Annotated in this window: 17 protein-coding genes and 2 pseudogenes; 8 read left to right on the top strand and 11 right to left on the bottom strand. The window is 68.7% G+C overall.

Annotated elements, in window-relative coordinates; all coding sequences use genetic code 11:
• Positions 1-16 precede the first annotated feature (16 nt).
• The 4 genes and pseudogenes from F3J14_RS25495 to F3J14_RS25480 all read right to left on the bottom strand — a co-directional run bounded on the left by F3J14_RS25495 (position 17) and on the right by F3J14_RS25480 (position 3,459).
• Positions 17-715 carry a TetR/AcrR family transcriptional regulator gene (locus F3J14_RS25495; RefSeq protein WP_166725333.1) on the bottom strand — a complete coding sequence of 233 codons (699 nt, stop codon included), beginning with the start codon at positions 713-715 and terminating at the stop codon, positions 17-19.
• Between the two features lie 299 nt (positions 716-1,014).
• Positions 1,015-1,434 carry a cupin domain-containing protein gene (locus F3J14_RS25490; RefSeq protein WP_166725332.1) on the bottom strand — a complete coding sequence of 140 codons (420 nt, stop codon included), beginning with the start codon at positions 1,432-1,434 and terminating at the stop codon, positions 1,015-1,017.
• 10 nt (positions 1,435-1,444) lie between these two features.
• Positions 1,445-1,882 carry a carboxymuconolactone decarboxylase family protein gene (locus F3J14_RS25485; protein WP_166725331.1) on the bottom strand — a complete coding sequence of 146 codons (438 nt, stop codon included), beginning with the start codon at positions 1,880-1,882 and terminating at the stop codon, positions 1,445-1,447.
• Between the two features lie 94 nt (positions 1,883-1,976).
• Positions 1,977-3,459 (bottom strand): annotated as a pseudogene (locus F3J14_RS25480) (PLP-dependent aminotransferase family protein).
• 222 nt (positions 3,460-3,681) lie between these two features.
• Here F3J14_RS25480 and F3J14_RS25475 point away from each other — a divergent pair.
• Complete coding sequence (locus tag F3J14_RS25475) at positions 3,682-4,599, top strand: LysR family transcriptional regulator (RefSeq protein WP_166725330.1); 918 nt, start codon at positions 3,682-3,684, stop codon at positions 4,597-4,599.
• 146 nt (positions 4,600-4,745) lie between these two features.
• Complete coding sequence (locus F3J14_RS25470) at positions 4,746-5,495, top strand: SDR family oxidoreductase (RefSeq protein WP_166725329.1); 750 nt, start codon at positions 4,746-4,748, stop codon at positions 5,493-5,495.
• A gap of 64 nt (positions 5,496-5,559) precedes the next feature.
• Here the strand turns inward: F3J14_RS25470 and F3J14_RS25465 are convergent, their stop codons facing one another.
• Together F3J14_RS25465 and F3J14_RS25460 are read right to left on the bottom strand one after the other, a co-directional pair.
• The gene (locus F3J14_RS25465) at positions 5,560-7,185 is read right to left on the bottom strand and encodes a glycoside hydrolase family 32 protein (protein ID WP_166725328.1); all 1,626 of its coding nucleotides are present in this window, start codon (positions 7,183-7,185) and stop codon (positions 5,560-5,562) included.
• 153 nt (positions 7,186-7,338) lie between these two features.
• The gene (locus F3J14_RS25460; protein WP_166725327.1) at positions 7,339-8,919 is read right to left on the bottom strand and encodes a glycoside hydrolase family 68 protein; all 1,581 of its coding nucleotides are present in this window, start codon (positions 8,917-8,919) and stop codon (positions 7,339-7,341) included.
• Between the two features lie 170 nt (positions 8,920-9,089).
• On the opposite strand from F3J14_RS25460, the gene F3J14_RS25455 reads away from it, so the two are divergent.
• The 5 genes from F3J14_RS25455 (at position 9,090) to F3J14_RS25435 (ending at position 14,314) form a co-directional block, all read left to right on the top strand.
• A complete protein-coding gene (locus F3J14_RS25455; RefSeq protein ID WP_166725326.1) occupies positions 9,090-10,124 on the top strand; it encodes a substrate-binding domain-containing protein in 1,035 nt (344 codons plus the stop codon).
• A 413-nt stretch (positions 10,125-10,537) separates the two neighbouring features.
• Positions 10,538-11,224, top strand: a complete 687-nt coding sequence (locus F3J14_RS25450; protein ID WP_166725325.1) for a type 1 glutamine amidotransferase domain-containing protein — start codon at positions 10,538-10,540, stop codon at positions 11,222-11,224.
• A 150-nt stretch (positions 11,225-11,374) separates the two neighbouring features.
• Positions 11,375-12,484: an NADH:flavin oxidoreductase/NADH oxidase gene (locus F3J14_RS25445; protein WP_006754894.1), complete on the top strand. Its 1,110-nt coding sequence runs from the start codon at positions 11,375-11,377 to the stop codon at positions 12,482-12,484.
• A gap of 161 nt (positions 12,485-12,645) precedes the next feature.
• Complete coding sequence (locus tag F3J14_RS25440; RefSeq protein ID WP_166725324.1) at positions 12,646-13,716, top strand: AI-2E family transporter; 1,071 nt, start codon at positions 12,646-12,648, stop codon at positions 13,714-13,716.
• Between the two features lie 223 nt (positions 13,717-13,939).
• Positions 13,940-14,314, top strand: coding sequence for a hypothetical protein (locus tag F3J14_RS25435; RefSeq protein ID WP_166725323.1), 375 nt, complete (start codon positions 13,940-13,942; stop codon positions 14,312-14,314).
• Between the two features lie 55 nt (positions 14,315-14,369).
• On the opposite strand, the gene F3J14_RS25430 is transcribed toward F3J14_RS25435, so the two are convergent.
• Positions 14,370-15,164, bottom strand: coding sequence for an SDR family NAD(P)-dependent oxidoreductase (locus F3J14_RS25430; RefSeq protein ID WP_166725322.1), 795 nt, complete (start codon positions 15,162-15,164; stop codon positions 14,370-14,372).
• A gap of 161 nt (positions 15,165-15,325) precedes the next feature.
• Here F3J14_RS25430 and F3J14_RS25425 point away from each other — a divergent pair, with 161 nt between their 5' ends.
• Complete coding sequence (locus F3J14_RS25425; RefSeq protein WP_166725321.1) at positions 15,326-16,174, top strand: AraC family transcriptional regulator; 849 nt, start codon at positions 15,326-15,328, stop codon at positions 16,172-16,174.
• Positions 16,175-16,264: 90 nt separating this feature from the next.
• On the opposite strand, the gene F3J14_RS25420 is transcribed toward F3J14_RS25425, so the two are convergent.
• The 4 genes and pseudogenes from F3J14_RS25420 to F3J14_RS25405 form a co-directional block, all read right to left on the bottom strand.
• A complete protein-coding gene (locus F3J14_RS25420) occupies positions 16,265-16,870 on the bottom strand; it encodes a LysE family translocator (RefSeq protein WP_166725320.1) in 606 nt (201 codons plus the stop codon).
• A gap of 37 nt (positions 16,871-16,907) precedes the next feature.
• The gene (locus F3J14_RS25415) at positions 16,908-18,365 is read right to left on the bottom strand and encodes a heavy metal sensor histidine kinase (RefSeq protein WP_247682287.1); all 1,458 of its coding nucleotides are present in this window, start codon (positions 18,363-18,365) and stop codon (positions 16,908-16,910) included.
• Positions 18,362-19,057, bottom strand: coding sequence for a heavy metal response regulator transcription factor (locus F3J14_RS25410; protein WP_166725319.1), 696 nt, complete (start codon positions 19,055-19,057; stop codon positions 18,362-18,364). Before F3J14_RS25410 ends, F3J14_RS25415 begins: the two co-directional genes overlap by 4 nt.
• A 23-nt stretch (positions 19,058-19,080) precedes the next feature.
• A pseudogene (locus F3J14_RS25405) lies at positions 19,081-20,142 on the bottom strand (efflux transporter outer membrane subunit); the annotation flags it as partial.
• Between the last annotated feature and the right edge of the window lie 117 nt (positions 20,143-20,259).

The raw sequence follows: 20,259 nt of genomic DNA, 5'->3' as shown, positions 1-20,259 counted from the left end.
AGCGCGCGGGCCGTGCTCACGACGGCCACCGCGGCGCGCGAGCGCGCGCATCCGGTGTGGTGACGGGCGGCTGCATGCCGGAGCCGAGCAGCGCGCGGACGTGGCGATGCAGCACGTCGCGATCGATCGGCGGCAGGCCGCGCGCGCTTTGCCACAGCTTCGCGGTCGCGAGCGGCAGCATGACGAGCGCGATGATCGAATGGAACAGGAAGGCGGGTTCGAGCGACGGGTTCAGCGTGCCGGCCTGCTGCGCGGCGCGGATGCGTTCGGCAAAACGCCCGACATGCTCGAGCGGAATGCGGCGGACCATCCGCTCGCGCAGCAGGCCGCCTTCGTGGACGATCTCGCGCAGCCAGATCGACGGCAGCCACGGCATGCGATGCGTGACGTCGAAGAACCGGTCGACGAGTTCGGCGACGAGCGCGAACGGATCGTTTTCGATCTGCGGCGCGGTCGGCCGCCACACGAACGCGATGACCTGCGCGAGCCGCTCCTCGACGATCGCGTCGAGCAGTTGCTCGCGATTCGTGAAGTAGTAGTGGACCATCGCCGACGTGACGCCGGCGGCCGCGGCGATTTGCGCGACCGTCGTCGCGGCGATGCCGTGCTCGGCGAACAGCTGGATCGCCACGTCGAGCATGTGATCGCGAAGGTCGAAGTCCTCCACCGACGGGCGGCGCCCGCGCGGCCTGGCGACGGTGGATTTCGCGTTCATGCAGACGACGCTAATTGATGAGTTAGTTAATTTCAAGGAAGGGTTTTCGCGCGCGTCGCTCGCGATCGGGCATGCGCCGAATGGCGGTGCGCACGAGCGGGGAGGCCGCGCGGCGCAGGGCCGTGCGCGGGGGCGGCGTGTAGGGAGCAGCTAACGAGGAAGCGGCGGAGGGGAGCCGGCCGAAGCCGGTGACGCAGCGGTATGGAAGCGGAAAGCGGAAAGCGGAAAGCGGGAACTGGCGGGGAAACCGGTCGAGAAGCAGGCGCGCGCCCGCCACGGCACGCGCGCCTGAAACGTCGTCACTGATCCATCGGCGACTTCAGCGGATCGTGCTCGCCCGTCAACCCGAACACGACGAGCTGCGCGGGTTCGGTCGCGCTCGCATTGCGCGACACCGGGTGGCGCGAACCGGGCGCCTCGTACCAGCCTTCGCCGGCGCGGTAGCGGCGCACCGGGCCGTCGTTCACCTGCAACAGTACTTCGCCTTTCGACACGACCGCGAACACCGAGCCGAGATGCTTGTGCGCGTCGGACGCCTGGCCGGGTGCGTAGTCAACGGTCGCGATGACGGCGAGCTTGCCGGGCGCTTCGGGCACGGCCTGCCGCATGATTGCATGCACGTTGTCGTCGGCATCGTGCGCGGCAGCCGGCAGCGCGACGCCGAGCGCGAGTGACGCGCACAGAACCGCGCGGCGGAGCAGGGAGCCGGAATGCGTCATCGTCGTCCCCTTATTCGGGCACCTTGCGGAACGCGATGGCGAAGCGGTTCCACGTGTTGATCGTCGCGATCAGCATCGACAGGTCGAACAGTTCCGTGTCGCTGAAGTGCGGCTTCACGGTTTCCCAGACGGAATCGGGCACGTGGTTGTCGGCGACCAGCGTCAGCGCTTCGGTCCATTCCAGCGCCGCGCGTTCGCGCTCGGTGAAGAACGGCGTTTCGCGCCAGGCGACCACCGTCGCCAGGCGTCGGTCGGTCTCGCCGCCCTTGCGCGCGTCGGTGGTGTGCATGTCGACGCAGAAGGCGCAGCCGTTGATCTGCGACGCGCGCAGCCGGACGAGTTCGGCGAGCGGTTTCTCGATCGAGCTCTTCGCGATGAATTCCTCGGCATTGCGCATCACCTTGATCGCGTTCGGGCTGGCGGTATAGAAGTTCAGGCGCGGTTGCATGGCAGGTCCTTTTTCGATGGGTGCGCCCGGGGGCGCGACAGGACCCACTTTAGGCGTGCCACTGGCCTTCTTGAATGACCAATTCTGTAGAAATTCAGGTAACCAGTTGCGGCCTGCCGAAATCGCCCGAACCCAGCAGCGCGGCCAGTTTCGCGAGTGCGGTATCGATGCGCAGCGCGTCGATTCCGCCATAGCCGAACAGCAGCCCCGCGCGCGTGGCCGACCCGACGTGGAACGCCGAGATCCCGTACAGGCCGATGTCGTGCTCGCGGGCCGCGCGGATCAGCGCGGCTTCGTCGAGCCCGGGTTTCAGGAGCGCGGCGAGGTGGATGCCGGCGGTCGGCACGATCGTGTCGAACCACGGCGCGAGGCCGCCGCGCAGGTGCGCGAGCAGCATCTTGCGGCGCGTCGCAGTGCTTCTGCACGCGCCGCAGGTGCCGCGCGAAATCGCCTTCCAGCATGAAGCGGGCGAGCGCCGCCTGCGTCAGCGTGCAGCTATGCCAGTCGACGATCTGCTTCGCCTTGGCGAGCGCGCCGCGCAGCGCGCGCGGCGGAATCGCGTAGCCGATCCGCAGTTCGGGAAAGATCGTCTTCGAGAACGTGCCGACGTATGCGACAAGGCCCGTGCGGTCGAGGCTCTTCAGCGACTCCACCGGCCGGCCTTCGAAGCGGAACTCGCCGTCGTAGTCGTCCTCGATGATCACCGCGCGGCGGCGCTGCGCCCATTCGAGCAGCGCGACACGACGGTCCAGCGTCATCGGCATCCCGAGCGGAAACTGGTGCGACGGCGTCACGTAGACGAGACGCGCGTCGTCGGGCAGCCGCTCGGTGACGAGGCCGTGTGCGTCGACCGGCACGCCGATCACCGTCGCGCCGAGCGATGCGAACGCCGCGCGTGCCGGCGGATAGCCGGGGTTCTCGACCGCGACGACGTCGCCCGGCCGCACGACCACGCGCGCGATCAGATCGAGCGCCTGTTGCGCGCCTTGCGTGACGAGCACGTCGTCCCAGCCGCAGGCCACCGCGCGGCTGAACCCGACGTAACGCGCGATCGCGCCGCGCAACTGCGGATCGCCGGCCGGGTCGTGGTACTGGCCGGGGCCGCGCGCCTGCTGGCGCAATGCGTGATGCAGGCAGCGGCGCCAAGCGTCGAACGGGAACAGCGTCTTGTCGGTCACGCCGCCGCGGAAGTCGAAGGCGGGCGAGGCCTGCGGTGTCGGCATCGCGAGCGCGTCGGGCAGGTCGTCCCATAGCGCACGTGCGTCGACCGCGTGGACGCGCGGCGTGTCCTCGATGAGCGAGGGTGTCGACGCGACCGCCGCATGCGGAACCCGCGCGAGGCCGCCGGCGACGAACGTGCCGTCGCCCGCGCGCGTGTTCAGGTAGCCCTCGGCGACGAGACGCTCGAACGCATCGAGCGTCGTCTTGCGCGATACGCCGAGCTGCTTCGCGAGATCGCGCGTCGACGGCAGCCGGGCGCCGCCCTCGAGCCGCCCGTCGACGATCGCGGTGCGCAGCTGCCGGAAGATTTGCCCGGTCAGGTCGTGACGGCCTTCGATGCGGATCGCGATGTCCATCGCAGTGGCTACCTCGAATACGGGGAATAGATGCCGATCAGCATACCGGAAGTGCGTTGCCCGATTGGCTTCCGGGAACAATCCGCGAGCGGCTGCGCGCGGCTCGGGAAGGCCATGCCGGCCGACCTCGCCTCCGCCCCACGCCCGGCACGGCGCCATTCGATTGGACCGCCGCCCGCCGCTGCCTTACGATCCACCACAGTCCCCGACCGGAGTGCCCCCATGCTGTCCGAAGACGAACTTGCGCTGCTCGATGCGATCCGCGCCACCGGCAGCCTGTCGCGCGCGGCCGCGCGGCTGGGCAAGGCGCCGTCGACGGTGTCGCACACCGCGCGGCAGCTCGAAACGCGCTTCGACGCGCTGCTGTTCGACCGGCGCGGCTACCGGCTGCAGCTCACGCCCGCGGGCCAGCTACTGACCGACGAGGCGTCGCGCCTCGCGTTGGACGTCGCACGGCTCACGCAGCGCGTGCGGCAGGTCGCGAGCGGCTGGGAGGACCGGCTGACGATCGTCAGCGACGAGGTGCTGGAGTTCGATACGCTGCTGCCGGTCGTTCGCGCGTTCGATGCGCTCGATTCGGGCGTGTCGCTGCGTTTCACGCACGAAGTGCTCGGCGGCACCTGGGAAGCCCTGCGCGACGGCCGCGCGGACCTGGTCGTCGGCGCGACCAACGAGCCGCCGGCGATTCCGGGCTTCAAATGGTTCGAGCTCGGCGCGATGGAGTGGGTGTTCGCGGTATCGCCGCGTCATCCGCTGGCGGCGGCGAGCGAGCGGCTCACGCGGGACGCGATCGGCGCGCATCGCGCGGTGGTCGTCGCGGATTCGTCGCGGCGGTCGGTCGGCCGTGTATACGGGCTGCTCGGCGGCCAGGCGGTGCTCGCGGTGCCGTCGATGCGCGCGAAGATCCTCGCGCAGCGCGACGGGCTCGGCGTCGGCTGGGTGCCGCGCCGGCGCGTCGCGTCGCTGCTTGCGCGCGGCGAACTCGTGGAGAAGGAAACGGCCGATCCGCGCGAACCGAACGTGCTGTATGTCGCATGGCGCAGCGACCGCGACGGCCGCGCGCTGCAATGGTGGCTCGAGCAACTGCGCGAACCGCGGCTCGCGCAGCGGCTGCTCGACGGGATCGACGTGTCGGGCTGAATGCGCGAGGCGGGCACGCGACGGACGGCCTTCCTCGAACATGTTCGAAAATTTCGAACATGTCTGCCGTGCCCCTCGCACGGCACGGCCGGGCGCCGAGCGCATCCTGTGTTCACGGTCAACTCACCGGTTCACAGGAGAACATCATGCAACGCTTCGAAGGAAAGACGGTACTGGTCACGGGCGGCAACAGCGGCATCGGCCTGGCGGCCGCACGGGCATTCGCGGCCGAAGGCGCGCGGGTCGTCATCACCGGCCGCGACGAGCAGACGCTTGCCGCCGCACGCGAGACGCTCGGCGACGGCGCGCTGGCGATCCGCAACGAGGCCGGCAGCGTCGCGTCGGCGCGGGCGCTGGCGGACGCGCTCGCGGCGTCCGGCGTGCGGCTCGACGCCGTGTTCATCAATGCGGGCGTCGCGAAACTCGCGCCGTTCGCGGATAGCGACGAGGCGATGTGGGACCTCGTGTTCAACACCAACGTGAAGGGCGCGTATTTCCAGATCCAGTCGCTCGTCCCGCTGCTGAACCGCGGCGCGTCGATCGTGATCAACGGGTCGATCAACGCGCACATCGGGATGCCGGGTTCGTCCGTGTATGCGGCGAGCAAGGCGGCCGTCAATTCGTTCGCGAAGACGCTGTCGACGGAATTGCTGCCGCACGGCGTGCGGGTGAACGTGGTGAGCCCCGGGCCGGTGCAGACGCCGCTGTACGGCAAGCTCGGCCTCGATGCGGCGACGCTCGACGAGACGGCCGACAAGATCAGGGGCCTCGTCCCGATCGGCCGGTTCGGCACGCCGGACGAAATCGCGTCGACGGTGCTGCACCTGAGCGCGCCCGAGTCCGCCTTCATCGTCGGCGCGGAAATCATCGCGTCGGGCGGGATGGGCTTGCTCTGAGCGTGAAACCGGCGGGGCTGCCTTGCCTCATCGGGCGGCGCAGCCCCGCCGTCAATGCGTATCGCTAGCGCGATGCACAGTCGTCACGGGCTGCGTGACCCGCATCGAGCTGCGTCACCGTCAGCCCCGAGAACGTCGCGCTGCCATGCTCGGCGAACACGGCGACGCGATCCGCGTCGCGGGGCGGAAAGATCAGGTCCGTGAGCGCCACGCGACCGCCGTTCGCGAACACTTCGACCGAACCGCGATCGACGACGATTTCAAGTTGCACGCGTCCGTGCTCGAGCGGCAGATCGACGATGTGCTCGCGGCTGAAGGTGCCGGCGAAATCCGTCGCGCCGGAGCGGGAGCGGTCGAGCGTCAGCGTGCGCTTCGCGGTGTCGTACACGATCCGGGTGCCGATCGCGCCGTCCGCCGATCCACGGACGATCACCCCGGCGCGGGCGGCGCGCTGCGGCGTGATCGTCACCGTGATGCGCTGAACGATGCCGCGCGTGGCGGCCGACAGCGCGCGCGTGGCGGATTCGACGCTCAGATCGCCTTCATGCACGGCGGGCCGCCCGTCGGCCCACGCATCGAACGCGGCGGCCGGGGTCACGACGAGCGTGGGTTCGCCGCCGATCGTCTTCAGCGCGAACTCGCGCGGCAACGTCATCGCGCCGCGCCAGGGTGCCGTCGGCGCTTTCGCCGCGTAGTCCCAGTTGCTCATCCACGCAATCGCGACAGGGCGTGCGCCCGGTGCCCCCGAGAACGTGCCGGCCGCATAGAAATCGGCGCCATGATCGACCCAGCGGAATTGCGCGGGGTCCGAGCCGGCCGGCGCGACGCGGTCGGGGGCGAATGTGCGGCCATCGAAATTGCCGACGAAATACATCGCACCGGAGCCGCCGGCGATCGACCATGGGTTGACGTTGACGATCATGACCCACTTGATGTGGCGCGGATCGTCGTCGACGGGCAGCGGCACGAGGTCGGGCATTTCCCACAGCGCGCCCGCATGCGGCACGTCCGGCAGCGTGAAGTCGCTCAGGAACGACCAGTGGATCAGGTCGTCGGACCGGTAGAGCTTCACGACGTGTGCGTCGGCGACGACCGTCGTCATCAGCCAGTAGCGCCCGGGCGCGTACCACGACACCTTCGGGTCGCGGAACTGCTTCGATTCCGGGTCGAGCGTAAGCACCGGATTGCGCGCATAGGGATGCCACGTCGCGCCGTGGTCGAGGCTGTATGCGAGCGACTGCGCCTGCGTGCCGGGCGCGTGACCGGAGCCGGCCTTGTAGACGCTCGTATAGAGCGCGACGAGCGGCGTCTCGCCCGGCGCGCCGAGGCCGGACGTATTGTGCGTGTCGGCGACGATCGAGCCGGAGAAGATTTCCTCCGTGGCATTGGCGTGCAACGCGACCGGCTGCTCGCGCCAGTGGACGAGGTCGGTGCTGGTCGCGTGGCCCCACGACATGTTGCCCCAGTCGTGGCCGAGCGGGTTGTACTGGTAGAACAGGTGATAGCGGCCGTTTTCGTAGACGAGGCCGTTCGGATCGTTCATCCAGTTGCGTTGCGGCGTGTAATGGATGGCGGGTCGCCATTGTGGCGTCGCGCTCGCGAGCGGCGCGGCGCAGGTTGCGTGCATGCTGCCCGCACAGGCGAGCAGGCAGGCGAACCGGAAGGAAAAGCGGGAAAACGTCGATTTCATGCGGGGCCCGTGCTCCGCTGCGCGAAGCGGGAAGGAAGGGCGCATGCCGCGTACGGCGGCGACATGCGCGATCTGCGGAACAAAAAAGGGCGGGCGCACACGCGGCACGCGCGATGCGCACCCGCCGAACTGGCGGCCAGGCGGCCGCGGCCGTTACGGCCGGGTGCCGGCGCCGCCGTCGTTGTGACCGGCGCCCGTCGCGGGCAGGTTCGACGGGATCTCGCCGTACCCGCCGAGGCCGCCGCGTCCGTAGCCGCGGTCGACCGCCGTCGACGTGCCGTTGATGTTGACCTTCACGGTCGGCGCGAGCGTGCCGCCGCGACGCGGACCGATCGCGTCGATGAACGACTCGACGAGCCCGCCCGGCATCACGTAGTGCGAATACGACTGGAACTCGCGCGGGTTCTGGTTCGGGTCCTGCGAATACGGCGCACCGGCCGGCGCGGAGAAGTCGGTCGGGTTGCCGAGCACGAGTCCGCTGCCGCCGTTCAGCGGCAGGTAGTCGCTGCGGATGCCGTTGCCGACGAAGCCATAGACGCCGTCAGGCCCGTCGACGCCGGCGGCCATCGTCGTGCGGTGGCTGATCGTGAACAGGTAGTACTTGCCGTCCTTCAGGTAGATCTGCGGACGCTCGGTCTGGTCGTCGACGCAGTTCGCGGACAGGATCGGCGGCAGGAATTTCCATTCGGTGAGCTGCGGGTTCGTTGCGACCGCCAGGCCGACATTGGCCTTTTGATACACTGCGCCCGAGTTCATTACGGCGTTCAGGTCTTCCTTGTACGGATCGTTCGGCGCGTAGCCGAGGTCGGCCTCGGTGCAGGTCCGGGCGCCGCGCTGGCCGCCCGTATTGCCTTCGAACGCCATGTAGGTCTTGCCCGGATGCGCGGGATCGGTGAACACGAACGGATCGCGGAACGAGAAGTAGGTGTTCTGCTGGCCCGTCTGGTAGTAGTTGCCGTCCGGCTGCAGCAGTGCCTTGTGATCGTCGAAGCCGGTGAACCACACGTGCTTGTCGTCGGCCTGGATGTGGCCGTCGGCGCGCGTGATGATCGCCTGCGGCGGCGTGATGTCGGCGCCGCCGGGCGCCGAGCGGTTGAACGACGTCGCGGTGTAGTAAAGGCTGACGTTGTCGCCGTGCGTGAGGCGCGCCGAGCCCGACCATTCGGCATTGTTGGTCATCGGCGACGTGCCGAACACCTTGGCGCTCGCGCCGTCCGGGAACAGATGGCCGCCCCAGATCCAGCCGCCGTTCGCCGGCCGCTGCGACGCGGGAACGCCGGCCCGGCGATAGAAGAAGCCGATGCGCGCATGGACGTGACGATCATCGAACGTGTAGCCGGCGTGCGGGTCCGCGGTCAGCGAGAAGATCACTTCCCAGCCCTTGTAGCTCAGCTGGTTCGCGCGCAGGTCGGCCAGCGGCCAGGTGTCCCACACCCACACGTTGGAGTTGATCAGCGGGAAGTCCTGCGGAATGTCCGGCATCGACAGCGCTTGCGGCAGCGAATTCTTGTCGGCGCCGGCCGTATGTGACTGCGCGACGATCTGGCGGATGTCCGCACGGGTCCAGCGCATCGTGAAGTTGCCCTCGGGGTCGTAGGCCTGCTGCGTGTGCGGCGTCGGTGCGGGCGCCCCGGCGGTTTGCGCATGCGCGGCGGACGCGAAAGCGGCCAGTGCGGCGCCGGCGAACAGCAAACGTTTGGCCGCAGTCGCGCGGCAAAAAGGAAAATAAGTCATGTTGGCTTTTGTTTCCGTTGACGGTGAAAGGGAACGGCTGACGGCGACATCGATGTCCAAACCGGTTTGGATGCTATTTCAAACCGGTTTGGACGTCAAAAGATAAATATTTGACGGTAATAACTACCAATCGGCAATAATTGCCGCGCAAGCGGGAATGGCCGATTGGCATGCATAACGCGAGGAGCGACGTGAAGGTGAATCTGAAGGCGTTGTCGGACGCGCTCGGGCTGTCGCGCACGACGGTCAGTCGCGCGCTGAACGGCTATGACGACGTGAGCGAGGCGACCCGCGAGCGCGTGATGAAGGCCGCGCGGGAGCTCGGTTACGTTGCGGATCCGACCGCGCGCCGGCTGGCGACGGGGCGCTCCGACGCGATCGGCATCGTCTATCCGTTCGGCGCGGGCGATCTCGGCGATCCGCGTTTCGGCGAAGTCGTTGCGGGCATCACCGAGCGGCTTGCAGAGCGCAATCTCGACTTCATCATCGCGTCCGCGCGGCCGAACGCCGAGCTGGACACCTATCGACGGCTCGTGGACGGCAAACTCGTCGACGGGCTGATCGTCGCGCGCACGCTGGTCGACGATCCGCGCCTCGCGTATCTGAGGTCGAAAGCGTTTCCGTATGTCGCGTATGGCCGCACGCAGGCCGTCGAGCCCTACGCCTGGTTCGATTTCGACAACGAGGCGGGCGCACGCGATGCGGTGCGGCGCCTGATCGGCTTCGGCCATCGCCGCATCGCGATGATCAGCGCGCCGCTGTCGCTCAATTTCGCGATGCAGCGTCGCGCCGGCTATCTCGCGGCGCTGCGCGAGGCCGACATCGAGCCCGATCCGGCGCTGCTCGTCGAGTGTGCGTTTACGCGCGACGGCGGGCAGCAGGGCGTGCAGACGTTGCTCGCACGGGCCGAACCGCCGACGGCGCTGCTCGTCGACAACAATATCGCGGGCGGCGGCGCGTTCCGCGCGCTGGTCGACCGCGGCGTGCGCCTGGGGCGGGACATGTCGTTGATCGTCTATGACGGCGTGCCGCCGGAGGTCGCGCATCCGCATCGGGTGACGGCGGTCGTGCAGCCGACCGGACAGGCGTCCGGACGCGCGCTGGCGGATCTGATGCTGGGGCTGCTCGCGGACGGCGTGCGCGGCCAGCGGCTCGAGATGCCGGTGATCGAGGCTGGCGATACGGACGGGCCGCTGCCCGGCTAGTCGACGCGGCGGCAGCCGGGGCGCAAGCGGCAACGAACGTTGCGCGGCGCGCTCCCGCCGCAAAAGCCATGTCACCGACAGGGCCGAACGCGACGTTACTAGACGACCGGTCTAATCCGAGGCTATTATCCGGTCTCATGAATGCGACGTCATTCCTGCCGCACTCAGCCGAACGCGAAAATGCCATATCGCGCGGCGATGCTGGTCGTGCAGGAGATGCCGTCTTTTTTTCGAGGCGAGACTAGACGACTGGTCTAATAGCCTCGGGAAACATTTTCGGTAGGTGGCTGGCACGTTGACGCGCGCCAGCTGACTAACCGGCAGGCGAGCCGTCGTCGCCGGCACGCGGCGTGCGTCACGCTGGCCGCGGCCGTGACGCGGCCCCGTTCCCCCATTTCGAAGGAGTGTCGATCATGAAGATTCTGGTTGTCCTGACCTCGCACGACACGCTCGGCGACACCGGCAAGAAAACAGGCTTCTGGCTCGAGGAACTGGCCGCCCCGTACTACGCGTTCAAGGATGCGGGCGTCGAGCTGACGCTCGTGTCGCCGAAGGGCGGCCAGCCGCCGCTCGACCCGAAAAGCAGCGATCCCACCGCGCAAACCGACGCGACGCGCCGCTTCGACGCGGATCCGGCGGCCAAGGCCGAGCTCGCCGCCACCCGCAAGCTGACCGACGTGTCGGTCGACGATTACGACGCGGTGTTCTATCCGGGCGGCCATGGTCCGCTATGGGATCTCGCCGAGGATCTGCACTCGATCGGCCTGATCGAGCGCGCGCTGTCGGCCGGCAAGCCGGTCGCGGCCGTGTGCCACGCGCCGGGCGTGCTGCGCCACGTGAAGGATCCGAAAACCGGCGAGTCGGTCGTGCGCGGCAAGCGTGTGACGGGCTTCACCAACAGCGAGGAAGCGGCGGTCGAGCTGACCGAAGTCGTGCCGTTCCTTGTCGAGGACATGCTGACGACCAACGGCGCGCAGTTCGAGCGCAGCGCCGACTGGGCGCCGCATGTCGTCACCGACGGGCTGCTGATCACCGGGCAGAACCCCGCGTCGTCGGAACCCGCTGCCGAGGCGCTGCTCGCGAAGCTCGGCCGCCAGTAAGCCGGCCGGCGCCGGCACGACCGGCGCCACGCCGCTTGCGTCGTCGGGCGCGCCGCGCCCCCGCGCCCCGCGACGGCCCCCATCGCTCCGTCGTGCACACCGCACGGCGGGTCATCCAGTTGTTTCGTAGAACCAAGCAAAGGAGTGTCGATGTCTGCCCTGTTCGAACCGTTCAAACTCAAGGATGTCACGCTGCGCAACCGCATCGCGGTGCCGCCGATGTGCCAGTACGTCGCCGAAGACGGCGTCGTCAACGACTGGCATCACGTGCATCTGGCCAGCATCGCGCGCGGCGGCGCGGGCCTCGTGATCGCCGAGGCGACGGCCGTGTCGCCGGAAGGCCGCATCACGCCGGGCTGCGCCGGGCTGTGGACCGACGCGCAGGCCGAGGCGTTCGCGCCGTCGGTCGCGGCGATCAAGGCGGCCGGTGCGGTGCCGGGCATACAGATCGCGCATGCGGGCCGCAAGGCGAGCGCGAACCGTCCGTGGGAAGGTGACGACCACATCGCCGAAGGCGATCCGCGCGGCTGGCAGACCATCGCACCGTCGGCCGTGCCGTTCGGCGCGCACCTGCCGAAGGTGCCGCGGGCGATGACGCACGACGACATCGCCCGCGTGCAGGCCGACTTCGTCGCATCGGCGAAGCGTGCCCGCGATCTCGGCTTCGAATGGCTCGAACTGCACTTCGCGCACGGCTATCTCGGCCAGAGCTTCTTCTCGGTGCATGCGAACCAGCGCGACGACGAGTACGGCGGTTCCGCCGAAAACCGCGGCCGCTTCATCGTCGACACGCTGAAGGCTGTCCGCCAGGTCTGGCCGGAGCACCTGCCGCTGACCGCGCGTCTCGGCGTGATCGAATACGACGGCCGCGACGAAGAGACGCTCGCCGAATCGATCGCGCTCACGCAGCGCATGAAGCAGGAAGGGCTCGACATGCTGAGCGTGTCGGTCGGCTTCTCGACGCCCGACGCGCAGATTCCGTGGGGCCCGGCGTTCCTCGCACCGATCGCGGAACGCGTGCGCCGCGAGGCCGGCCTGCCGGTGTCGTCCGCATGGGGCATCGACACGCCGCAACTCGCCAATCGCGTCGTCGCCGAGCAGCAGCTCGACCTCGTGATGGTCGGCCGCGCGCATCTTGCCGATCCGCACTGGCCGTACTACGCGGCCAAGCAGCTCGGCGTCGAGCGTCCGTCGTGGACGCTGCCCGCGCCGTACGCGCACTGGCTCGAGCGCTACCGGGTCGCCGACAAGGTGGCCTGAGCACGCGTTGCAGCGTGCGGCGGTGCCGCGTTTGCGGCACGCATTTGACGATGCATGACATCGCGACCGCATGCCGTTGCGGTGCCGATGGATAGAATGGCGGTTCGTACAGGCTTCCGGCCTGCGCGAACCGCCATTTTTTTCATTTCGACAGAGGTGCCATGCGCGTACATGTGTCGCCGTCCCAGGATTCCGCCGCGCGGCCGCGCGCTCAGCAGATCGCCCGCGTCGTGCTGTATGCGGCGCTGCTGCTGCTCGCGCTGTGGGTGATCCGCGACTTCCTTCCTGCCATCGCGTGGGCGTGCGTGATTGCGATCGCGTTGTGGCCGTTGCTGAAACGCCTCGAATCCGAACGCTGGTTTCGCAACCGGCCGACCCTGATCGCGACCGTGATCACCGTGGGCGTGTCGCTGCTGGTGGTCCTGCCGGTCGCGCTTGCGCTCGGGCAGGCGATCTCGCAGGAGCACGACCTGCGCATGTGGCTGCAGTCGATCCAGGACAACGGCATTCCGCTGCCCGACGTCATCGGCCGGCTGCCGTACGGGGCCGCGCAGGTCACCGACTGGTGGCAGGCCAATCTCGGTCATCCGCTGCATGCGGGCACCGCGATGCACGGCGCGAGCGGCGAGAAGTTTCTCGCGTTCGGGCGGCAGTTCGGCACCAAGCTCGCGCATGCGCTGTTCGAGTTCGGCTTCATGCTGGTCACGCTGTTTGTGATCCTGAGGGCCGGCCACAAGTTGTCGGGCGCATTGCTGCACGGCGCGCGGCGCGCGTTCGGCCCCGGCGGCGGCGAGCTGATCGAGCGGATGGTCGCGGCGGTGTACGGGACGGTGACGGGGCTCGTCGTCGTCGGGCTCGGCGAGGGCGCGATTCTGGGCGTCGCCTATGCGCTGGCGGGCGTGCCGCACGCGGCGCTGCTCGGCCTGGTCACGGCCGTCGCCGCGATGCTGCCGTTCTGCGCGCCGATCGTGTTCTGCGGCGCGGCGCTCTGGCTGTTCGTGCAGGGTGCGACCGTGTGGGCCGTCGTGGTGCTGGTGGTCGGCTCCGTGGTCGTGTTCGTCGCCGAGCATTTCGTGCGGCCGGTGCTGATCGGCAGCTCGACCCGCTTGCCGTTCCTGCTCGTGCTGTTCGGCATCCTCGGCGGCGCCGAGACGTTCGGGCTGATCGGGCTGTTCGTCGGCCCCGCGCTGATGACGGTGCTCACGATGCTGTGGGCCGAATGGGTCGCATGACGATGCCGGTCGTTGCGCCGATTCGGGCCATGGGCGCAACGGCATCGAGGCGCGTGCGAGGCGGCGCGGTGCCGCAACGGTTCGCAACGATCGGGCGCGGGCCGGACGGCGTCAAGCGGAGCGTCGGACACAAGTCTCTATATTTCTTTTCGATCCGGACCCAAAGGTCGAGTAGCATGGGGCTTTCGATCACGCCGGCATGGCGCAGCAGATTTCTCCAAGCATGCGATTGATTTCGATGTATCGTCCCGCCGCGACGCTGTCGCTGGCCGCCAGTTGCCTGATGCTGCACGGCTGCGCGTGGTTCGACTCGTGGCTGCCGTTCTCGTATTCGCGCACGCCGCTGGCGAGGGCCGCGTCGCGACACGGCGCGACGCGCGCCGACGTCGTCCGCGCGGGCGGCAACCCGCGCAGCGTGTGGATGGTCCGCAACGGCAGCGGCGTCTGCTACAACTACTTCATCGAGCACGGCAACGATCACCGGCCTTACTTCGTCGTGTTCGACAAGGCCGGTGTCGTTACGCAATACGGCTTCGATACCTGCATGGACGCCGACCGCAAGGGCACGCTCCAGCTGGGCAAGACCGTTTCCCGATAGGGCGGCGGGGCGCCTGCTGTGCCCGCAATGCCCGTCATCGGGCTAGCGGCGGCCATCAAGCAATCGTATCGACCACGCCGCCATCGACGCGCAACGCCGCGCCGGTCGTCGCCGAGGCCTGCGGCGAGCATACGTACACGACGAGGTTCGCGACTTCCTCCGTCGTCGCCGGCCGCTGAATGATCGAGCTCGCGCGCTGGCTGCGCACGAAATCCACCGCGACTTCGTCGATGCTGCGGCCCGTTTCGTCGGCCGTCGCTTTCAGCATCGCGCCCACGCCTTCCGACATCGTCGGCCCCGGCAACACCGAATTGACGGTCACGCTGGTACCGGCCGCGACCTTCGCGAGGCCACGTGCGATCGCCAACTGCGCGGTCTTCGTGAACCCATAGTGAATCATGTCGACCGGGATGTTCAGGCCCGATTCCGACGAAATGAACACGATGCGGCCCGCGTTGCGCTCGAGCATGCCCTTCAGATAGTGCCGTGCGAGACGCACGCCGGACATGACGTTCATCTGGAAGTAGTGGGTCCATTCGTCGTCGTCGATGTCGAAGAAACCCTTCAGCCCGTAGATGCCCGCGTTGTTGACGAGGATGTCGGCCTCCGGCGTGTGCTGCGTGATGCGCGCGACGCCGGTGGCGTCGGACAGGTCGGCGGCGACGCCGTCGATGTCCGCGTCGGGCACCGCGGTGCGCAACAGCGCGAGCGCGGACTCGACCGACCCGTCGCTGCGGCCGTTGACGACGACACGTGCGCCCGCGTGCGCGAGCCCTTCGGCGATCGCCAGCCCGATGCCGGCGGTGGAAGCGGTGACGACCGCGGTCTTGCCTGTCAGATCGATGTGCATGAGCGTACCGGTTGAAAGAGGGAACGGAACCCGCCGCGTCCGCCGCGGCGGTCGGAATTCAAAGCTTAGGCGATCCGGCCGCGATGCGTCAGGGCGCGGTTGCATCGCGCCGCGCAGTCTTGTACGGTGTGCGTTCGCCGTCCGATCCGGGAGCCTGTCGCGTGAGCCGTTCCGCCAACACCCTCGCCGTGCCGTCGCCGTTCTGGCGCGACGCCGCGCTGCCGTTCATCGAGGCGCGCACCGTCGACGACGGGCGGACGATCTGCTACGCGAAGCACACGCACGACACGTTTTCGCTCGGCGCGATCGTCGGCGGCACGAGCACCTACCTGAACGGCGCGACGAAGGAACACGTCGGGTGCGGCGTGCTCGTGATCATCGATCCAGAGCAGGTGCATGCGTGCAATCCGTACGGCCCCGACGCATGGGCGTACCGGATGGTCTACGTGGACGTGCCGTGGCTCGCGCGTCTGCAGCATTCGCTCGGGCGCGATCCGAACCGCGATTTTCACGGGTTTTCGCCGAAATTGACCGAACGGCGCGACCTGTTCGCGCAGTTCGGCCGCTTTTACCGCACGCTCGTGGCGCCCGGCGTCGATCCGCTCGGCAAGGAAAGCGCGGCGGTCGAATTCTTCACCGGGCTGCACGGCGCGCTCGATCGCGAGCTGCCCGACGACGCGCGGCGCGGGGCCGACAATGCGAAGCTCGCGCGGGCGGCCGACTACATCGCCGCGCATTGCCGTCAGGCCGTCACGCTCGATGCGATCTGCGCGGCCGCCGACCTGTCGCCGTCCTACCTGATCCGCGCGTTCAACGCGCGTTATGGAATGACGCCGCATGCGTTCCTGATCGACCGCCGCGTGCAGTATGGCCGCGCGGAGTTGCGCCGCGGCCGGCCGATCGCCGACGTCGCGCTCGATGCGGGCTTCGCGGATCAGGCGCACTTCCAGCGCGCGTTCCGGCGCATCGCGGCCGCCACGCCCGGGCAATATCGAAGCGCCGCGAGCTGAGCGCGGGAAGGGTGGCCCGCTGCCGGCGACAGCGTGCAACATCGGTCATCCGCACTCCATCCGCCGCAAAAACACGTCGAAGCGCCCGCGCTAGATATCGAGCAGATAAAGCGCGCTACCCGCGAGCAGCAGTGCCATCGCGCGGTTGAACAGCCGCATCCGCCGCGCATTCGCGAGCCGATGCCGCAGCGAGGCGCCCGCATACGCCCAGCACGCGATCGACGCAAAGCAGATCACCAGATACAGCGCCGCGAATTGCCACACCTGCGCGCGGTCGCCGTCGGCCGCATACGCGCCCATCGCGGCCACGCACGCGAGCCACGCCTTCGGATTGAGCCACTGCATCGCCGCGCCGGCCGCGGCCGACGGGCCGGCGACGTTCGGTGCGTCCGGGTCGGCCGGGTCGGCCGATAACCGGCCGTCGTCGAGCGCGAGCCGCAGCGCAAGATAAAGCAGGAACGCGATCCCCGCCCACTGGGTGGCGGTAGTCAGCATCGGCCAGCGCGCGAGCGCGGCGTGCAGCCCGAGGCCGATCAGCAGGAACAGCGCGACGAAGCCAAGCGTCGCGCCGGCCGCATAGCGCAGGCTTGCGCCGAGACCGTGGCGCGCGCCCGCGCTCAGCGCGACGATATTGACGGGACCGGGTGTGATCGACGACGCCAGCGCGAACGCGGCCATCGAAACCAGCATGCTCATCAGGTGCCTCCATGCGAATGTCAAAGTCGCATCGAGACTAACGAAGCCGCGCGGGTCCGTATTGAAGAAAACTCCCCTCGGCGGCGCGGCCGCCGTCAATGCAAGGCGCGGGCAGCGGGTCGCCGCTGCACGGTTGCGTCGACACCGAGAAGCCGAACGTATTGATGCCGTCCGAACATGCGACGAACACGCTGCCGCCGTGCATCTCCGCGACCGCCTTGACGATCGACAGCCCCAGCCCGTGGTTCTCCTTGCTGTTCGCGCGCGCTTCCTCGAGCCGGTAGAAGCGCTCGAACACGTGCGAGCGCTGCGCGGGATCGATCGGCTCGCCGGGGTTCGCGACCGACACGTCGACGAGCGTGTCGCGGCGCGTGATCGTCACGTTCAGCGTCGCGCCGGGCGCCGAATGCTGGATCGCGTTGATCAGCAGGTTCGTCATCGCGCGGCGGAACAGCGAAGGGTCGACCGCCGCGCGCGCATCGCCGTGCAGTTCGGCACGCAATTGCGCTTCATCGAGCGGAATTTCGAGGAAGTCGAGCATGCGCCGCACTTCGTCGGCGAGCGACACGTGCTTCAGGTCGGTCGCGCGTTCGCCGCGATCGCTGCGCGACAGGAACAGCATGTCGTTGATGATCACGCGCAACCGTTCGAACTCTTCGAGGTTCGACTGCAGCGTCTGGCGCATCCGGTCGACCGAGCGGTCGCGGCTCGTCAGCGCAACCTGGGTCTGGCCGATCAGGATGCTGATCGGCGTGCGCAGCTCGTGCGCGACATCCGCATTGAACGCCTCGAGCCGCGCATAGGTTTGCTGGATGCGCTCGAGCGCACCGTTGAACGACGCGGCGAGATCGCGCAGCTCGGTCGGCAGCGCGTCAGTATGCAGCCGCTGGCGGCGATTGGTGGCACTGATGGCTGCGGCGTCCTGCGACAGTCGTTCGAGCGGTGCGAGCCCGAAGCGCGCGACCGTGCGGCTCAGCAGCAGCGTGAGCACGGTGGCCGTCGCGATCAGCGCGGCGAGCGTCCACGCGAACCGGCGCAGCATCCGCTGCGTGCGCTCGCACGACGTCGCGACGATCAGCTTCAGGTCGGGCCGCTCGCCGCTGCCGGCGAGCGCGACGGTCTTCGTCATCACGTCGTAGCTGCTGTCGTTGAGCGCGTACTGCTGGAACGCACCGAACGGCTCGCCGACGGGCACGCCGTTGACCGGATGGCCGAAGCGGAAATCGGCGTCGGGGCTCTCGATCTGGTAGCGCGTCGATCCGTCGGGCGGTTCGAGATCGGCGAGCTTTTCCTGCATCAGGCGGCCGCGCGCGGCGGTGGTCGCGTGCGACACGATCATCTGCGCGACCTTCGCGCGCGTGTCGATCGTCGCGCGCAGTTCGGCGAACAGCTGGCGCTCCATCATCACGAACAGCCCGCAGCCGACCAGCGTGAACACGAGCAGCGACACAATGCCGAACATCGCCGACAGCCGCAGGGTGATCGAGCGTTTCATGCGTGCCGCTCCACGTCGCCTTCCTCGCGCGCCTCGAGCACATAGCCCATGCCGCGGATCGTGTGCAGCAGTTTCTCCGCGAACGGGCCGTCGAGCTTCGCGCGCAGGCGCTTGATCGCCGTCTCGACGACGTTCGCGTTGCTGTCGAAGTTCACATCCCACACGAGCTCGGCGATCGTCGTTTTCGACAGCACCTCGCCGCTGCGCCGCGCGAGCACGCCGAGCAACTGGAATTCCTGCGCGGTGAGGTCGAGGCGCGTGCCGTCGCGGGTCGCGCGGCGGCCGATCAGGTCGACGCGCAGGTCGCCGATCGAGATCAGCGTCGATTCCTGCACGCGCGCGCGGCGCGTGAGCGCGCGCAGCCGCTCGATCAGCTCGAGGAACGAGAAGGGCTTGGTCAGGTAGTCGTCGGCGCCGCCGCGCAGCCCGCGCACGCGGTCGTCGACGCGGTCGCGCGCGGTCAGCATGATCACGGGCGTCTGCTTCTGCGCGCGCAACGCGCGCAGCACGCCAAAGCCGTCGAGTTTCGGCAGCATCACGTCGAGCACGACCACGTCGTAGTCGAATTCGATGGCCTTCCACGCGCCGTCCTCGCCGTCGAGCGCGGTGTCGACGACCCAGCCTTCCTCGGTCAGGCCGCTCTTCAGGTATTCGACGACTTTCGGTTCGTCTTCGACGATCAGGACTTTCATGGATTCGTTCGCCTATCCGGAGGTTAGGGGCCGACGCCCGCGGCGGGCTGCGGGCTGGCCGTCGCGACATCGGTCGGCGTCGCGCCGCCGTCCCAGCCGCCGCCGAGCGCCTTCGCGAGAAACACGACGAGCGCCGCGCGCTGGCCCTGGATCTGCACGGCCTGGCGCTCGCTCGTCAGTAGTTGCTGCTGGGCCGTCAGCACGTCGATGAACGGCGTCAGGCCGCCCGTATAGCGGTCCTGCGCGAGCGACACGAGCTTGCGCGCGTCGTCGACGGCCGCCGACGCCTGCTGCGCGGCCTGCGCCAGCACCGACAGGCCCGTCACCGCATTCTGCACCTCCTGGAACGCGGTGAGCACGGTCTGCCGATAACTGGCCTGCGCGGCCACGTAGCCGGCCTGCGCGAAATCGACGCCGGCCTTCAGCTTGCCGCCCTGGAACAGCGGCTGGCTGACCGACGCGCCGAGCGACCACAGCAGCGCCGGCACGGTAAACAGGCCGGAGAAGCGCGTCGCGTCCCAGCCGATGTCCGGCGACAGCGCGATGCGCGGGAAGTACGCGGCGCGCGCGACGCCGATCTGCGCGTTCGCGGCGGCCATCGCGCGCTCGGCCGACGCGACGTCGGGCCGCCGCTGCAGCAGATCGCTCGGCATCCCGGTCGGCAGCGCGGGCGCGTTGATCGGCACCACGCGCGGCGGCAGCGAGAACGCCGGGGCCGGCGTGCCGACCAGCGTGGCGATCGCCGTCTCGACCTGCGCGCGCTGCTGGATCAGCAACTGCGCCTGCGTGCGCGTCGCATCGAGTTGCGAGCGTTGCTGCAGCAGGTCGAGGCCGGACACCGCGCCGAGCTCGTGGCGCGCGCTCACGTAGTCGAGCGCCTTCTGCTGCAGGTCGATCGAGCGCTTGACGACGTCGATCTCGGTGTCGAGCTCGCGCAGTGCGAAGTAGCTCGATGCGAGATCGGCGCTCAGCACGAGGCGCGCGTTCGCGAAATCGTCGCGCGCCTGCTCGGAGCCGGCCTGCGCGGATTCGACGCTGCGCCGCACGCGGCCGAACAGGTCGAGTTCGTAGCTGACGCTCGCGCCGTCGCTCAACCTGTACCACCCCGTCTATCGTCCGGTGACGGCCGCAATCTTTTCCGGCCGCACGTCGCTCGGGCACGTCGATCAGTACACGGCGATGAATTCGCTCGGCGCGTACGC

The sequence above is a fragment of the Burkholderia sp. Tr-862 genome, assembly GCF_011753085.1.
GTDB classification, from domain to species: domain Bacteria; phylum Pseudomonadota; class Gammaproteobacteria; order Burkholderiales; family Burkholderiaceae; genus Burkholderia; species Burkholderia ambifaria.
The sequence above is the reverse complement of the archived record's forward strand: the minus strand, read 5'-3'. Positions and strand labels throughout refer to the sequence as shown.

Excerpts from the sequence above, each read along its gene's own strand:
- F3J14_RS25490 (WP_166725332.1), bottom strand. The coding sequence starts at position 1,434 with ATGACGCATTCCGGCTCCCTGCTCCGCCGCGCGGTTCTGTGCGCGTCA.
- F3J14_RS25410 (WP_166725319.1), bottom strand. The coding sequence starts at position 19,057 with ATGAAAGTCCTGATCGTCGAAGACGAACCGAAAGTCGTCGAATACCTG.
- F3J14_RS25435 (WP_166725323.1), top strand. The coding sequence starts at position 13,940 with ATGCGATTGATTTCGATGTATCGTCCCGCCGCGACGCTGTCGCTGGCC.
- F3J14_RS25440 (WP_166725324.1), top strand. The coding sequence starts at position 12,646 with ATGCGCGTACATGTGTCGCCGTCCCAGGATTCCGCCGCGCGGCCGCGC.
- F3J14_RS25415 (WP_247682287.1), bottom strand. The coding sequence starts at position 18,365 with ATGAAACGCTCGATCACCCTGCGGCTGTCGGCGATGTTCGGCATTGTG.
- F3J14_RS25470 (WP_166725329.1), top strand. The coding sequence starts at position 4,746 with ATGCAACGCTTCGAAGGAAAGACGGTACTGGTCACGGGCGGCAACAGC.
- F3J14_RS25455 (WP_166725326.1), top strand. The coding sequence starts at position 9,090 with ATGCATAACGCGAGGAGCGACGTGAAGGTGAATCTGAAGGCGTTGTCG.
- F3J14_RS25420 (WP_166725320.1), bottom strand. The coding sequence starts at position 16,870 with ATGAGCATGCTGGTTTCGATGGCCGCGTTCGCGCTGGCGTCGTCGATC.
- F3J14_RS25445 (WP_006754894.1), top strand. The coding sequence starts at position 11,375 with ATGTCTGCCCTGTTCGAACCGTTCAAACTCAAGGATGTCACGCTGCGC.
- F3J14_RS25465 (WP_166725328.1), bottom strand. The coding sequence starts at position 7,185 with ATGAAATCGACGTTTTCCCGCTTTTCCTTCCGGTTCGCCTGCCTGCTC.
- F3J14_RS25460 (WP_166725327.1), bottom strand. The coding sequence starts at position 8,919 with ATGACTTATTTTCCTTTTTGCCGCGCGACTGCGGCCAAACGTTTGCTG.
- F3J14_RS25495 (WP_166725333.1), bottom strand. The coding sequence starts at position 715 with ATGAACGCGAAATCCACCGTCGCCAGGCCGCGCGGGCGCCGCCCGTCG.
- F3J14_RS25475 (WP_166725330.1), top strand. The coding sequence starts at position 3,682 with ATGCTGTCCGAAGACGAACTTGCGCTGCTCGATGCGATCCGCGCCACC.
- F3J14_RS25485 (WP_166725331.1), bottom strand. The coding sequence starts at position 1,882 with ATGCAACCGCGCCTGAACTTCTATACCGCCAGCCCGAACGCGATCAAG.
- F3J14_RS25450 (WP_166725325.1), top strand. The coding sequence starts at position 10,538 with ATGAAGATTCTGGTTGTCCTGACCTCGCACGACACGCTCGGCGACACC.
- F3J14_RS25430 (WP_166725322.1), bottom strand. The coding sequence starts at position 15,164 with ATGCACATCGATCTGACAGGCAAGACCGCGGTCGTCACCGCTTCCACC.